Source organism: Psychromonas hadalis ATCC BAA-638 (genome assembly GCF_000420245.1).
GTDB lineage: Bacteria > Pseudomonadota > Gammaproteobacteria > Enterobacterales > Psychromonadaceae > Psychromonas > Psychromonas hadalis.
This window is the reverse complement of record NZ_ATUO01000096.1, coordinates 1-14,350: the sequence shown is the minus strand read 5'-3', so window position 1 is coordinate 14,350 and position 14,350 is coordinate 1. Positions and strand designations below refer to the sequence as shown.

15 protein-coding genes are annotated in these 14,350 nt (G+C 39.1%); 9 read left to right on the top strand and 6 right to left on the bottom strand.

From position 1 onward, the window contains the following. The coding region (locus G322_RS0112350) for a transposase (RefSeq protein WP_028866588.1) at positions 1-267 on the top strand (267 nt) is incomplete at its 5' end. Between the two features lie 22 nt (positions 268-289). Here the strand turns inward: G322_RS0112350 and G322_RS0112345 are convergent. Next, entirely contained in the window at positions 290-913 is a 624-nt protein-coding gene (locus G322_RS0112345; RefSeq protein ID WP_022942082.1) for a porin family protein, read from the bottom strand. 97 nt (positions 914-1,010) lie between these two features. Further along, a complete protein-coding gene (locus G322_RS0112340; RefSeq protein ID WP_022942081.1) occupies positions 1,011-1,520 on the bottom strand; it encodes a DUF2062 domain-containing protein in 510 nt (169 codons plus the stop codon). A gap of 60 nt (positions 1,521-1,580) precedes the next feature. Between G322_RS0112340 and G322_RS0112335 the strand changes: the two genes are divergently transcribed. From G322_RS0112335 to G322_RS0112300, 8 genes are all read left to right on the top strand, one after another. Then, positions 1,581-3,950: a DNA internalization-related competence protein ComEC/Rec2 gene (locus tag G322_RS0112335; RefSeq protein ID WP_022942080.1), complete on the top strand. Its 2,370-nt coding sequence runs from the start codon at positions 1,581-1,583 to the stop codon at positions 3,948-3,950. A 31-nt stretch (positions 3,951-3,981) separates the two neighbouring features. Further along, the gene (gene msbA / locus G322_RS0112330) at positions 3,982-5,733 is read left to right on the top strand and encodes a lipid A ABC transporter ATP-binding protein/permease MsbA (protein ID WP_028866600.1); all 1,752 of its coding nucleotides are present in this window, start codon (positions 3,982-3,984) and stop codon (positions 5,731-5,733) included. Continuing rightward, on the top strand, positions 5,733-6,686 hold the full coding sequence (lpxK, locus tag G322_RS0112325) for a tetraacyldisaccharide 4'-kinase (protein WP_022942078.1): 954 nt from the start codon (positions 5,733-5,735) through the stop codon (positions 6,684-6,686). The genes msbA and lpxK overlap by 1 nt, the downstream gene beginning before the upstream one ends. Continuing rightward, a complete protein-coding gene (locus G322_RS0112320) occupies positions 6,683-6,865 on the top strand; it encodes a Trm112 family protein (RefSeq protein WP_022942077.1) in 183 nt (60 codons plus the stop codon). Before lpxK ends, G322_RS0112320 begins: the two co-directional genes overlap by 4 nt. Positions 6,866-6,868: 3 nt before the next feature. Then, positions 6,869-7,642 (top strand): 3-deoxy-manno-octulosonate cytidylyltransferase, encoded by a 774-nt coding sequence (kdsB, locus tag G322_RS0112315; protein WP_022942076.1) that lies wholly within the window; start codon positions 6,869-6,871, stop codon positions 7,640-7,642. 9 nt (positions 7,643-7,651) lie between these two features. Further along, positions 7,652-8,599, top strand: a complete 948-nt coding sequence (locus tag G322_RS0112310; protein WP_022942075.1) for a hypothetical protein — start codon at positions 7,652-7,654, stop codon at positions 8,597-8,599. Between the two features lie 11 nt (positions 8,600-8,610). Next, complete coding sequence (locus G322_RS0112305; RefSeq protein ID WP_022942074.1) at positions 8,611-9,510, top strand: DUF350 domain-containing protein; 900 nt, start codon at positions 8,611-8,613, stop codon at positions 9,508-9,510. 78 nt (positions 9,511-9,588) lie between these two features. Next, complete coding sequence (locus G322_RS0112300) at positions 9,589-11,289, top strand: polyamine aminopropyltransferase (protein WP_028866598.1); 1,701 nt, start codon at positions 9,589-9,591, stop codon at positions 11,287-11,289. A 278-nt stretch (positions 11,290-11,567) separates the two neighbouring features. On the opposite strand, the gene G322_RS0112295 is transcribed toward G322_RS0112300, so the two are convergent. The 4 genes from G322_RS0112295 to G322_RS0112280 all read right to left on the bottom strand — a co-directional run bounded on the left by G322_RS0112295 (position 11,568) and on the right by G322_RS0112280 (position 14,103). Next, on the bottom strand, positions 11,568-12,011 hold the full coding sequence (locus G322_RS0112295; RefSeq protein ID WP_022942072.1) for a DoxX family protein: 444 nt from the start codon (positions 12,009-12,011) through the stop codon (positions 11,568-11,570). A gap of 182 nt (positions 12,012-12,193) precedes the next feature. Then, on the bottom strand, positions 12,194-12,946 hold the full coding sequence (locus G322_RS0112290) for an HvfC/BufC N-terminal domain-containing protein (RefSeq protein WP_022942071.1): 753 nt from the start codon (positions 12,944-12,946) through the stop codon (positions 12,194-12,196). Then, the gene (bufB, locus tag G322_RS0112285) at positions 12,943-13,779 is read right to left on the bottom strand and encodes an MNIO family bufferin maturase (RefSeq protein ID WP_022942070.1); all 837 of its coding nucleotides are present in this window, start codon (positions 13,777-13,779) and stop codon (positions 12,943-12,945) included. Before bufB ends, G322_RS0112290 begins: the two co-directional genes overlap by 4 nt. A 60-nt stretch (positions 13,780-13,839) precedes the next feature. Further along, entirely contained in the window at positions 13,840-14,103 is a 264-nt protein-coding gene (locus tag G322_RS0112280; protein WP_022942069.1) for a BufA1 family periplasmic bufferin-type metallophore, read from the bottom strand. Positions 14,104-14,350: the final 247 nt, after the last annotated feature.

Sequence of the window (14,350 nt, the reverse complement as noted above, 5' to 3'; positions counted from 1 at the left end):
TTGTGTAGTGATGGCTCATGGTCATATGTGACGATAGCCAAGCAAACAAATTGTGACCATAAGCGACTAATAAACGGTAAAGTGAGAGTAATAGATAAGGTTTACCACATCCAGACCGTGAACGGTGCAATAGCGCATTTTAAGGGTTGGGTTAACGGAAAAATGAAAGGCGTAGCAACAAAGTATTTATCGAATTATCTTGCTTGGTTTAGGGAAAGCAACGCGAAGCTCAATAAACAAGAAATATTAGTCGCTGCCTATGGGTGACAACAGTGTTCTACAACAGAGCCTAAAACTTATACTCTACACCCGCCATTAACTCTGTTTGTACGTATACTTCACCATCTAGGTTTACCAAACATTGGTTGTTGCCACAAAACAGTGAGCTATCATTTTGCAACACAGTCCCAAATACACGCAAATCCGCTTTTAGCGCCCATTGGTCGCTTAACTCATAACGCATGCCACCCGTGATATTTCCCGAAAGTGCCATATCATTATCGTATTGGCTTTCATCAGGAACAAAAAAAGTCGCACCGATGCCTAAACCAATACTGGTTGAAAAAGGGCTCTCATTGACAAAATTAACGCGTCCACCAAAATGCAAGTAACTGATGTATATCTTGGTGGAAATGTTTTTATCTGACATCGTAAAATCTTGTTTAGAGTTACTGTAAAGTAGTTCACCTTCGGTATTACGCCCGTAATACCAAGAAAGGGCGAGTGCTTGTGCGAAATTATTACTGATTTCAGCGCTTTGACCTGTATCACTGTCTGTTAGGTCTTCACTGTAACGTCCACCTAAATAAACACTAATAGCAACAAAATCATCAACTGGAACGGGGGTTGCAAAGCTAGAAAGCGGTAGTGATGAAAGGGTAATGATAGCAAGTATTTTTTTCATTTTTTTCATCAATTAATCCATTAAAGTTGATAAGAAAAGTGATCGTAATTTAAAAGAGGACAAATTACGATCTGTTGAGTGTTAAATTTAGAGGGGGTTAACAAATTTAACGTTTGTTACGACGTTGCCATTTTTTGGCGACATTTAAACGCCACAGCAGACGTAATGAAAAATAACCAATGATAGAGCTGAGCACCGCTAAGATAAAACTGCCTAAAAGCAGTGCGGGTGCAATGGTTTCTAACATGCTTGCAAGCCAGTGAAAGGAAAGCTCAAAGTTAAACTCAATAAGTGGCTCATTAAGGATATAAGCCCCTAACCGATAAGCACCGTAAAAAAGAGGGGGCATTGTGAGTGGATTTGACAACCAGACTAATGCGACAGAAAGAGGCAGGTTAACAGAAAAAAACATCGCAATAACAGCGGCTAATAACATTTGAAAAGGGATCGGCATCCAAGCACAAAAAAGTCCAATTGCTACTGCACCAGCAGCGCTACGTCGATTAAGATGCCACAAATTTGGATTTTGCAGTGCCTCACCAAAATGCTTTAAGTGTGGATGGGCTTTTAACGTTTCTGGTTTCGGTGAAAAACGCTGAATAAATTTTTTAGGCATATAATTAAGTTGGCTCTTGTAAATTTCAACAGGTTAGGTGAATTTGGATGATAACGTGAGATGAGATTAATACGCACCGCTTTGTGGTTATCCATAGTTGTTTTTATTTCGACTCTTTTTTGGCCGATGTTATTAGACAAGCAATTATTACTATTGAGCTTGATATTTGCCTCTGCACTATTGTTAATACCTCAATCTCGTATTTTAGCAGTGATCCCCATTGTTGCGATCTATTTTACACTTTATACAAATTTAACATTAACAGGACAATTTTATCCATCATCGACACGGGTCAATCATAGTAGCTTACAAGCGGTTGTTGATGGGCAAGACCATAACATAGTTGTACAAATTAATTCATTAATAAGTGATAGCAATAAGAGCTATTTTAAGGCTAATTTAATCGAACTTGATGGTGATCACTTAAATTACAGTCCAATCGTTGAAATGCGTTGGTATAAAGCAAATGTCAGCTTACAGGCAGGGCAGTTACATCGTTTTATAGTACGTTTTAAACCCGTTTATGGGCGCGCTAATCCTGCTGGATTTGACCGTCAAAAATGGTCCTATTCTGAGCATGTTGCTTATCAAGTAACGATAAAAAAATATCTTGAATCTATAAATAAAGAGATTACTTTACGTGCTGGTTTTTATCAGAAAGTGAAGAACATCACTCAGGACTTAGTGCATCAAGGGTTATTATTGGCGCTTTCATTTGCCGATAAATCGTTGATCTCTTATCAAGTCAAAGAGCGGATTAGAAATTTAGGTATCTCACATCTGTTTGCGATTTCAGGTTTGCATATCGGCTTGTTATTCTCTTTTGTTTATCTATTTTCACAAACTATTTTTAACCATCTATTACCCGTTTCAAAAATGGGCTGGTTTTCACTGCGATTGATTAATTTTAGTGCTTTATTGGGTGCGTGGTTTTATGCGTATTTAGCGGGGTTTTCACTGCCAACACAACGTGCTTTTTTGATGTTATTCATTGCGGTGTTTATCTTCTCGATGAAACGCAAATGTGCGAAAAGTGATCTGTTGCTGTTGGTGCTGTTTGTGGTATTGATTTGGGATCCTCTTGCTATATTGAGCCTGAGCTTGTGGTTATCATTTAGTGCCGTGGCGATTATTATGCTGTTATTTTGGTCTTTTCCCGTTGCTTCGTCTCCGCCTAATAAAATAGCTAAAATACCGATGATTAACAAAGTAAAAAAGTACCTTACATTGCTACTTTTTTTACAGTTAGGATTGACGCTACTGATGTTACCTGTGCAACTAATAAGTTTTTCAGGGTTAAGTTTTGTGGCTATATTTATCAACCTGATTGCTGTGCCTTTTTTTTCACTGCTAATTATTCCAATGGTGCTTATTGCTGCCATTTTTACTCTTTTCTGCCCAGCATTGGCGTTATTATTGTTTAGTTTTTGTGACCAATTGCTCTCACTGTTTTTCCAGTTCACCTCCTTTGCTACGCATAGTTATCAATTTTATTCATTAGCTGATGAAAGATTATTACTGTTCTTGTTTACACTGTTTATTTTTGTATTTATTGCCCATTTTAAAAGTGTTCAAACGCGTAAAATGAGTTATCTATTGAGTGTTGTTGTCTTGTGTTTATGGTTAGTCAATCAGTTTCAAAAAAGTGAAGATAAAGCAATATGGTTTGTTGATGTCATTGATGTAGGGCAAGGGTTGTCAGTGCTTATCCGCAGTGAAGGGAAAACGCTTCTATATGATACGGGAGCACGATACGCCTCTGGTTTTAATATGGTAGACAGTGAAGTTGCGCCTTATCTCACTTCATTGGGTATTAAACAGTTGGATCATTTAGTGATTAGCCACAGTGATAATGATCATGCTGGTGGCGCAGATATTATCTCCTCACATATGCATGTTAAAGCGCGTTATTCGGGTGAACCTTTAAAAAGTAAACATCAATTTACACCGTGTAAAGTTGGCCATACATGGCCGTTAGGAGGATTAAATGTTGAAATACTTTCACCTGATATCATCGGTAAAAATAACAACAATAACTCTTGTGTATTACGCATCAGTGATGGAAATTCCTCTGTGTTATTAACCGGTGACATTGAGAAACGACAAGAAAAAATATTAGTGGTAGAGCTGGGCAATAAACTCAATAGTGACATTCTTTTTGCCCCTCATCATGGTAGTCGGCACTCTTCAACAGCGGGTTTTATTAAAGCAGTTTCGCCACAATGGGTAGTGTTTAGCGCAGGGTTTATGAATCATTGGGGCTTTCCTGCAAAGGAGGTGGTACAGCGTTATCAAAAACAGTCGGTTAAAATGGTTAATAGTGGCTTAAGTGGCCTGATCCGCTTTCAAATAACACCCCAAGCTATTAATATGAAAACATTTAGAGAAGATCTTGCCCCTTATTGGTATCATCATTCTTTTTTCCCTTAAAATTTTTATTAAAAACCTACTGGAAGCACAGATGACAGATAACGAAAACGATGGCATGCAAATATTTAAACGCCTTATCGGTTATGTTAAAGATTATAAGCTCGCATTGGTTGTGGGTATTATTGGTATGGTTGGTTATGCGTCTGTTGATCTACTTTTGATCTGGTCATTGCAACCGCTTATTGATAATGGTTTCACGGGACAAGATCCCACCATTTTAAAAATGATGCCCTATTTTGTGGTGATTGTGATCGCCTTTCGTGGCCTCTTCGCTTTTATTAGTTCTTATTGTATGGCGTGGGTGGGTAACCATGTGGTAATGAAATTACAGCGTCAGTTATTTAGTCAACTAATGGCATTACCCATTAGCTTTTTTGATAAAACCAATACTGGCGATCTTATCTCCAAAATTACCTATGATGCGAGCCAAGTTTCCAATGCGGCGAGTAATGCGCTGGTTAAAATATTTCGAGAAGGTGCGCTGTTAATTGGCTTGGTGGCGATGATGTTCTATCAAAGTTGGCAGCTGTCTATGGTGTTTTTTGTGGTTGCCCCTGTTGTTGGTATTGCGATTAGCATTGTCAGTAAACGTTTTCGTAAAATTGGTAAAAACCTGCAAAATGCGATGGGTTTGGTCACTACCTCTTCTGAGCAGATGTTAAAAGGCCACAAAGAGGTGTTAATGTTTGGCGGTCAGAAAGTCGAAAGTGAAAAATTTGACCGTGTCAGTAATACCGTGCGTAGCCAAAATATGAAGATGGCCAGTGCGAATGCGATCAGTGTGCCGATCATTCAAACCATCGCCTCTTTTGCCCTTGCATTTGTACTGTTTTTAGCAACTTTCCCTGAGATCATGGATACCCTTTCTGCGGGTAAATTTGTGGTGATTATTAGCGCCATGATGGGATTAATGAAACCGATTAAAAATATTACTCAAGTGAATAATGAGATTCAAAAAGGGATAGCAGCTGCTAAAAGTCTATTTATCATGCTTGATAAAAGCGTTGCTAAAGATGAAGGTACTATCGATGCCAAACGAGTGAAGGGTGATATTGAACTCAGCAGCGTTATATTTACCTACCCAAGTGCACAAAAATCAGCGTTAAATAATATCAGTTTTAACCTTAAAGCAGGACAGACGTTTGCGTTAGTGGGACGCTCAGGTTCCGGTAAATCCACCATCGCTAATCTGTTGACGCGTTTTTATGATATTGATTCGGGTAGCATAAAAATTGATGGCGTGAATATCAATGACTACACGTTAAGCTCTCTGCGCAATCAAGTGGCCGTTGTCTCTCAAAATGTACACCTATTTAACGATACCATTGCTAATAATATCGCTTATGCAGCAACGGATAAATACAGCCGTGATGATATTATAAAAGCGGCTGAAACTGCACATGCGATGGAGTTTATTAATGGTTTTCCTGATGGCTTAGATACCATTATTGGTGAAAATGGAGCGCTACTTTCTGGTGGACAACGCCAACGTTTAGCGATTGCGCGTGCCTTATTGCGCGATGCACCAATATTGATTTTAGATGAAGCCACCTCGGCGCTTGACACTGAATCTGAACGTCATATTCAAGCTGCCCTTGATGAACTGCAAAAAAATCGCACCTCCATTATAATTGCACATCGTCTCTCAACCATTGAACATGCAGACAAAATATTAGTGATTGATGCTGGCGAAGTGGTGGAATCAGGCACACATGCACAACTATTAGAGAAAAAAGCGATCTACCATACTTTAAGTAAACTGCAAGTATCGGGTGATCTGTAATGAAATTTTGGTATCAACCTCTTAAATGGTGGGGCTGGTTTTTATACCCTTTTTCATTGTTACTGCTTGGTATCAGTAAGCTACGTCGTTTTTATTTACAAAAGTCTGCACGTAAAAATCGTTTACCTGTGATTGTAGTGGGTAATATTTCTGTGGGGGGTAATGGAAAAACACCGTTTGTTATCTGGCTCTGCGAAATGCTGATTAGTGCGGGTTATAAACCGGGTATTATCAGTCGTGGTTATGGTGGGAAAAGTAAACATTATCCCCTGTTATTAAACAGCGAAACAGAGGGAAGCGAAGCAGGTGATGAGCCTGTGATGCTGTTTAAACGCTTAGGATTACCCATTGTGGTTGATCCTAAACGTGTCAATGCAGCGAATTATCTCGCGGAACAATGCGCTGTAGATATTATTATCACCGATGATGGTTTACAGCATTATGCACTGGCGCGTGATATTGAAATTGCAGTGGTAGATGGAAAACGTCGTTTTGGTAATCAAAAATTAATGCCAATGGGGCCACTTCGTGAACCATTATCACGTTTAAAAGAGGTTGATTTCATTATTAATAATGGTGAACAGGTGGATAATGAAATTACCATGTTATTAAAACCTCAGGTTTGCAAAGCTGTGGATGGTCGCGCTGCATGTTTACCAATGTTAGGTAAAGTGAATACCTGCGCTGCCATTGGTTATCCTCAACGCTTTTTTGATAGCCTTAAAAATCAACATTATCAACTGTGTAAACAAGTCCCTTTTACTGACCATCACGCTTTTAACGCGCATGACTTTGAACAATTTGAAACCAACATACCGTTATTGATGACAGAAAAAGATGCGGTAAAATGCCAGACGTTTGCAAAACCTAACTGGTGGTATCTGCCTATTGACGCGCAGTTACCAGACACTTTTCAAGAACAACTATTACAAAAAATTAAGGATTTAACATGATCGATGTGAAACTGCTTGATATTATCGCTTGCCCCGTGTGCAAAGGAAAACTCGGTTTCAAAAAAGAGAGCAATGAACTTATCTGTAAATTTGATCACCTTGCTTACCCTATTGTCGATGGTATTCCTGCACTACTTGCGGTACGCGCACGCACCATCACGGCTGATGAGGAGATCTAAAGCATGTCGTTTATTGCCGTTATTCCAGCGCGCTATCAATCAACCCGTCTACCAGCAAAACCCTTAGCTGATATTTTGGGCAAAACCATGGTTGAGCGCGTGGCGTTGCAAGCGTTAAAAAGTGGGGCTTCACGAGTGATTGTTGCAACCGATGATCAACGTATTGCTGATGCACTTGTATCGGTCAATAATATTGAGATTTGTATGACCTCTGCTGATCATCAATCAGGTACTGATCGATTGGCAGAAGTCTGTGAGATCTATCAGTTTTCTGATAGTGAAATTGTGGTTAATGTTCAAGGTGATGAACCCTTGATTCCACCTGCTGTTATTAGCCAAGTAGCAACAAATTTACAGAACAATAACGATGCAAGTATGGCAACATTGAGTGCACCTATCACTGAATTTGATGAGGTTTTTAATGTTAATGCTGTTAAAGTAGTGACGGATAAAAAAGGTTTCGCACTGTACTTTAGTCGTGCCACTATTCCGTGGGATAGAGAAAATTTCACTGCTGAAAACCGATGTGATAGCACGGTTAACTGCGCTAATTTACAACGTCATATCGGAATTTATGCGTACCGTGTTAGTTTTTTAAAGCAGTATGCGCAACTTAGCATATCTCCACTGGAGTCGATTGAAAAACTTGAGCAGTTACGTGTGTTATGGCATGGTTTTAACATTCATGTAGAGCAAGCTATCGAGGTTCCACCTGCTGGTGTGGATACTGCAGATGATTTGCAACGTGTGATCGATTATTTAAAAGCAAAGAGTTAAAGGAAGATAATGAAAATTAAACTGATATTAATAGTCTGTTTTAGTCTATTGCTCAGCGCCTGTGGTGATGAGCGGCAAGATCGCATCAACAGTAATATTCAAAGTGCCGATTACCTGCTTGATAATTTAGGTAATAATTTAGACAATAATAACATTCGTAATGCGATGTTATTAAAAGAGTACGCACGTTTACTGGGTGGGGATAAACCGGAGTTAAAACCGTTACTTGCACAGCTAAGTCGTGATGCAACCCGCGAAGGGCCAACTTATCAAGGACTTTTACAACGTCTGAAAACAGTGCGTGAACAGCCACAAGTATTAGGTGATATTGAAGCACAACTGTTTGAAACAGAGAACTTGATTGAAGCCTCTGATCCTAACCTATTCAATGATGCACTTTCTGATCCGCTTAATGTGATTGCAGATATGTCCGATGGGAAATTGGCACGTGTTAACGCAATCAGCAAACAGCAAAGCTTAAACGCTAATGGCGCGGAAGATAATGGTGCAGGTAGCCAGTTGGTTGGCAACCCAGGTTACGGACAGTGGCAAAGCAACAGCAGTGGTATGTCATTTTGGCATTGGTATGGCATGTACTCCATGTTTTCAGCCATTACTAATCCTGTGCGTTATGACAGATGGTCATCACGTCGTGATTACAGCTATTATAATGACGTAGGTCGCAATCGTTACACGTCACCACAGCAGGCAAAATCACAAAATGATCTAGCGAAAAAAACTAAAAAACAGTTTGGTAATAATAGAGGCTTTCAAAGCCCCTATGCAAAATCAAAAACAGGTGCCAGTGCGATGTCGAGTTCCAGTCGTCAAGCACAAAAATCGACACCGTTTGCAGGGCGCTCAAGTTACTCCAAAGCGCGCGCAAAGTCGAAAGCATCAAGTAGTTTCAGAAGCAGTAAATCAACCACCTCTCGTGGCGTAAGACGCGGAAAATAGGGATTTAAAATATGAATGAATTAATAACAACATTAGGACAAAGTGGTGATATCGCCATTTATCTTTTAATTGATATGGCGGTAGCGATAGCGCTGTTAGGTGGCATTCGTCTTACCATGGGCTTAATTGGTAATGTTAATACTAACGATGAGTTAGCTAAAAAAGACAACTTTGCTTACGGCATTAGCATGGCGGGTGCAGTTGCCGCGATGGGCATTGCGCTCAGTGGTGCAATCACCGGTGAGCTTGCAGGTTCATATGGTGTTGAGCTACTGGGTATGCTTGCTTATGGACTTATCGGGCTTATCTTAATTAAAGCGGGGCGTTTTATTCATGATAAATTTGCGCTACCTGCTTTTAACAAACATGAGCTTATCTTAAATCGTAATATCTCAGTGGGGTTGGTTGATGCCGCGTCGGTGATCGCCACTGCGATTGTGGTACGAGCTTCGCTTATCTGGGTAGAGGGGTTAGATATCAACACCTTCATTGCCATTGCTGCTGCCTGGATCGTTTCTCAGGTGATGTTAGTCTTAATTACGCGTATTTTTGAGTGGAAATTTAATAAAAATAATGGCGTTGGATTCCAAGCTACATTAGAGAGTGGCCAAATTGCCTTAGCAATTCGTTATGCAGGTTACCTTATCTCAACGGCAATGTCGGTAACCGCCGCCAGTTACTTTATTCATTATGATGCAACTAATTTATGGTTAGGCATTAGCCAGTGGGCGGTGATGAGTCTTATTCTGATGATCTGTTTAACATTGCTTACCACCATTGCAAAATTTATTGTATTGTGGGGCATTAATCGCCGTGAAGAGGTGGAAGACCAAGAAAATATTGGCATTGCAACCATTGAGTTTGCAACCTCATTTTCAATTGCATTGCTATTAATGGCATTAATGACCTGATTTAGATAATTATTTTTTGATTTTTTAAAAGGCTATCAATGATAGCCTTTTCTTTTGGAATAAATTTAAGTGATAAAAATAGACGACCCTAAAAAATTAAAACTGCTTATTGATGACAGTTTGCTTATCTTGATAATGGCAACACTTGCTTGTTGTGGACTTATCTACGAATACCTACTGTCGCATTACTCTGCACGTATTTTAGGCAGTGTCGAAACGGTTATCTACGCCATTATTGGTATTATGATTGTGTCGATGGGGCTAGGTGCATTTGCCGCTAAAAAAGTGAAAGATGCCTTTCAAGGGTTTGTGCTATTAGAGCTAGCAGTGGCCTTTATTGGCTGTAGTGCCACCCTGTTTATCGCCTCAATTATCGGTTTTAGTCAAACATTACCGCAAGTGATTGCTGATACGTATCAGATGCCGATGGACTTATTACCACAAGGTGGTTTGCTCGCTAAAATTAGTTGGATAAGTCTACAACTACCTTATATTTTTGCTTTCATTCTGGGTTTCTTAATCGGCATGGAGATACCACTGATTGCACGTATTCGTGAAACTATTTATGGGCATCATCTTGCCCATAATGCAGGCACTATCTATGGTGCTGATTATTTAGGCGCGGGTGTCGGTGCTGCGATTTGGGTGTTGTTTATGCTTAAGATTGAGATAAGCCAAGCCGCTGCATTAACTGCAACACTTAATTTAGTCGCAGGTTTTATCTTCTTAATGCGCTTTAAAAAATACCTGCATAATATTAAATGGCTATTAGTTGGGCATGGTTTTTTAGCGCTGTTGATTGTCGCTGTTTTTCACTATGGTGGCGTGTGGCAAAAACAGATGCAAAATATGCTCTATCTCGATAAAGTCGTTTATCAAACGCAAACACCTTACCAGAACTTAGTGTTTACCGAACGCCAATTAGGGGGCGGATTGGAGCCTATTTATAACTTCTATATAAATGGTCGCTTACAATTTTCTAGTTTAGATGAGCATATCTACCATGAATTTTTAGTACACCCCGCGATGCAAGCCTCTAATCAGCACGATAATATCCTTATTATCGGTGGTGGAGATGGTTTAGCGCTACGTGAAGTACTGAAATGGCATCCTAAGGCGGTCACGTTAGTGGATTTAGACCCCAACCTTGTTGCACTGTTTAAAGATCCTAAAAAAGTATTGCCCCCTCACCTTGCCACTAAAGTTGAGCGGTTAACGGCGGACAGTTTTAACGATCCACGTGTCACCGTCATTAATGATGATGCATTTATTGCCATTGATAAACTGTTACAAAATAAAATGGTGTTTGATACCATTATTGTGGATCTACCTGATCCGAGCCATCCAGACTTAAACAAACTTTACAGCGTGAATTTCTATTATCGCCTCAATAACCTATTAAACGCAGATGGTGTGATGGTGGTGCAATCAACCTCGCCGTTTCATGCTCAAAATGCGTTTATCTCAATCGCTAAAACAGTCAACAAAGCAAACTTTACTCACGTAGAACAGTACCATCAAAACGTCCCCTCTTTTGGGGAGTGGGGCTGGACAATTGCAACCAAAATGGGCGCCAGTGTTAGTGAACGTTTAACACGTAACAAGCCGTTATCGGTAGATACTTTCTGGTTAACGTCTGAACTATTACAGGGATCTTTTGTATTTAATAAAGGGTTTTATGATAATAAAGAGGCGGTAAAAATTAACTATTTAGGCTCTAATCAGTTATATCAATATCACCAAAACGCATGGGAAAGAGAGACAGAGTTATCACCTTAATGTAAGTTGCTGACTTTAATTCTACTGAAAGAGGGTTAACGAAGTTAATCTCTCGAGATTACGCCTTGAATTAAGCTGTTTTTCCTGCGTGAAATTTAGATTATATACTTACGTGCAATGGGCATAAAAAAGAATGAACCACAGAGAACACAGAGTTAACGAAGGAAAAGTTAAATACCCGCCATCGCAGGTTTTAGTCTTTTCTTCGTGTAGTATATCGCGCCTCTGTGTTCTTTTTTGTGATGTTTTTTTTGTTTTTATGAAAAACCGAATCTGCTTTATTTAAAAAAACGTTTTTTGAGTAGATGATCCGTTGAAAGTACACCCGCTCCCCACACGACATTGAGTAATATCATTAATCCCCAGAGCTTGTGATCATAAAATCCACCTTCCCATAAAACAGGGTAAGAGATAACCGCGGTGACATTAACCATAAACAGAGCAGCCGCCATTGGTCTTGTGAATAAACCTAATACCATGAAAATAGGTAAAATAAGTTCGGCTGCCGTGCCCATGTAAGCGGCCAACTCCCAAGGAACAAGTGGTACTTGGTATTCCTCTTCAAAAAGGTACAGCGTGCTGTCCCATGTGGTTATTTTAAGGTAACCCGATTTAAAAAAAATGCTGGCGACCCATAAGCGGGTAAATAGTAATAATATTGGGGTAAAATAGCAGAGCATTTTATCCACTGCCTGCTGGTATAATTCAAGTAATTTATCCATAATTTAATTCCTTGTTATATCAATTACATTAAGTATGTGATCTAAATTTCACGCAGGAAAAACAGCTAAATTCAAGGCGTAAGTTGACGTAAATGGTTGTTCTCTTTACGAAACTTACAACACAGAAGTGAGTTGTTTTAACCAGTAAAATAGACCAGCTATTTACTGTCATTGGTATTAATTTAACTTCTTGATGGCGTGCTAAAATCATTAATGAGTCTCTTTTCTAAAAGGTGTGGCAGTTGTTGATGCAATGTAATGGGTGTTATTTGCCCTAGACATTTCCCTGCCTTTATCTGATCTAATAATAAAAACTGATCTTTATTTAACGTTATCAGCTCAATACGAAAATCGGGTTGTTTTTTTAGGGCGAGATAACAAGGAATATTAAGATTGCTTTCTATGACTGCGTTATTAATTATCATCTTATAGAGTTGGTTAATATTTTGCTCACTTTGAAATAACGTTATCTGCTTGGGTATAGAAAATTGTAGTTGCTCTAATTGTTCATCATCAACCTCTGCTAGTCGCGCTACATCTAGACTTTTATTCTCTACCTCAATATTACTGGTTTGCTCTAACAGCCATTCAAAGCGGGCCATTTCGCTGATGTAGGGCATCTTTTTTAACTGCGGTAATCTATCAAGGTAATCGCTGAATCCATCCCCATAAACGATGATATTATTTTCAATCGGAGGCTGGTTTAGTATAAATTGACGACTGACCGCATTAAAAAAGTCTTCACCTACTAAGGCAACGGTATGTTGGTAAGTGGTTGCTAACGCTTCTGTCACGCCCATAATAAAACTGTTGCGATAAACCTGTAAACGCTGCTCTGAATTGATCGATTTCCTCTCTTTTATCTGCTCAAGAATATTCTCATGCTGATATAAAAGTGATTCAGAGAACTGTTTTTGTAACTGTCGTAGTTTCATTTTAAGCGCTCTCTGATCTGCTTTGCTTTGCTGGCTTCTGCTAATAAAGTATCCAGTGTGGGTATCTCTAGATCCCATTCAATCAGGGTGATTGCTTCTGTTTTTGTTGTTTCTATATAATCTGTATAGATATTCCAAACTGCTTGACTAACAAAAGTACTGTGGGTGTCTATTAATAAGTGACTGTTATCTATCTGTTTTTCAGTAAATCCCGCTAAATGGATCTCCTGTACCGCGTTATGGTCAATCACATCAAGGTACGCTTGTACTGAAAATTGGTGGTTAGTGGCACTCACATAGATATTATTGAGATCAAGCAGTAAACCACAGCCAGTTTGTTTGCTAATTTCGTTGATAAACTCAGGCTCACTCATCTCGAACTCTTTATACTCTAAATAGGATGAGGGGTTTTCCACTAAAATTTGTCGCTGCAGGTGATCTTGTACTTGATTGACATTATCTACAAAACAGCACAGCGCCTCTTTGGTGTAAGGCACGGGCAACAAATCATTAAAAAAGTTTCCTTGCAATGAACACCAGCTTAAATGGTCAGACACTAATGCGGGTTGAAATCGGTCAATTAATGTTTTTAACTGCTTAAGATGCTGTTTACTGATAGGTTCGCTACTGCCCAATGATAAACCGATGCCATGGAAACTCATGGGGTAAAGAGGCGCTATCTGTTCAAGATAAAAATGGTTTTTACTGTGTGCATTAAAATAGTTTTCACTGTGAATTTCTAAAAATCCGAGATCAGGCTGTGCATCTACTATGTTTTGATAATGCGCACTACGCAGGCCAATACCAACGGCCTTTTTTGCTATTTTTTTCACACTTTTTTCCTTTATTAGAAAAGGGAAGCGCAAGGCTCCCCCTGTTTTATAGCAATGGTATTACGATTCTTTAGGCTCTAAGCTACCGCCAGAAATTTTTCCACACAAGCCTTTTGGCACGGCAATAAAGGCATCACTTTGATTATCAACTTTAGAAGTGCCTGCACATGAGCTTGTTTTTGTTGCACAATCATTTTGTCCTGCAAGCGCAATGCCGTAACATTTTTCTTTGCTTGCTGCCATTGCTGGCGCTGAAATTAGCGTGCTACCCACTGCAATAAGAGTAGAAACGGTTGCTGCTAATGCTAAGTTAGATTTTTTCATGAGATATTCCTTTAAATAGTTAATTAAGGATCGGCTTCAAAATTACTTGCGCTTTTGTTTTCAAAATAACCAGTCATTTCAGGCTTTTTGAAAACAATTTAGCGCAAGTTATTGTGTAACGATTCCTAAGATGTACACTTTGTTGTGGTATCAATAATATATACCGTGTTAATGCAAAAAAAATTTCACATTAATTTAAATATTTATTAACATTTATTTAAATTAAAAATAGTTGACGTATAGGAAG

Coding starts and splice junctions, on each gene's coding strand:
- G322_RS0112345 (WP_022942082.1), bottom strand. CDS start 913: ATGAAAAAAATGAAAAAAATACTTGCTATCATTACCCTTTCATCACTA.
- G322_RS0112340 (WP_022942081.1), bottom strand. CDS start 1,520: ATGCCTAAAAAATTTATTCAGCGTTTTTCACCGAAACCAGAAACGTTA.
- G322_RS0112335 (WP_022942080.1), top strand. CDS start 1,581: ATGAGATTAATACGCACCGCTTTGTGGTTATCCATAGTTGTTTTTATT.
- msbA (WP_028866600.1), top strand. CDS start 3,982: ATGACAGATAACGAAAACGATGGCATGCAAATATTTAAACGCCTTATC.
- lpxK (WP_022942078.1), top strand. CDS start 5,733: ATGAAATTTTGGTATCAACCTCTTAAATGGTGGGGCTGGTTTTTATAC.
- G322_RS0112320 (WP_022942077.1), top strand. CDS start 6,683: ATGATCGATGTGAAACTGCTTGATATTATCGCTTGCCCCGTGTGCAAA.
- kdsB (WP_022942076.1), top strand. CDS start 6,869: ATGTCGTTTATTGCCGTTATTCCAGCGCGCTATCAATCAACCCGTCTA.
- G322_RS0112310 (WP_022942075.1), top strand. CDS start 7,652: ATGAAAATTAAACTGATATTAATAGTCTGTTTTAGTCTATTGCTCAGC.
- G322_RS0112305 (WP_022942074.1), top strand. CDS start 8,611: ATGAATGAATTAATAACAACATTAGGACAAAGTGGTGATATCGCCATT.
- G322_RS0112295 (WP_022942072.1), bottom strand. CDS start 12,011: ATGGATAAATTACTTGAATTATACCAGCAGGCAGTGGATAAAATGCTC.
- G322_RS0112290 (WP_022942071.1), bottom strand. CDS start 12,946: ATGAAACTACGACAGTTACAAAAACAGTTCTCTGAATCACTTTTATAT.
- G322_RS0112280 (WP_022942069.1), bottom strand. CDS start 14,103: ATGAAAAAATCTAACTTAGCATTAGCAGCAACCGTTTCTACTCTTATT.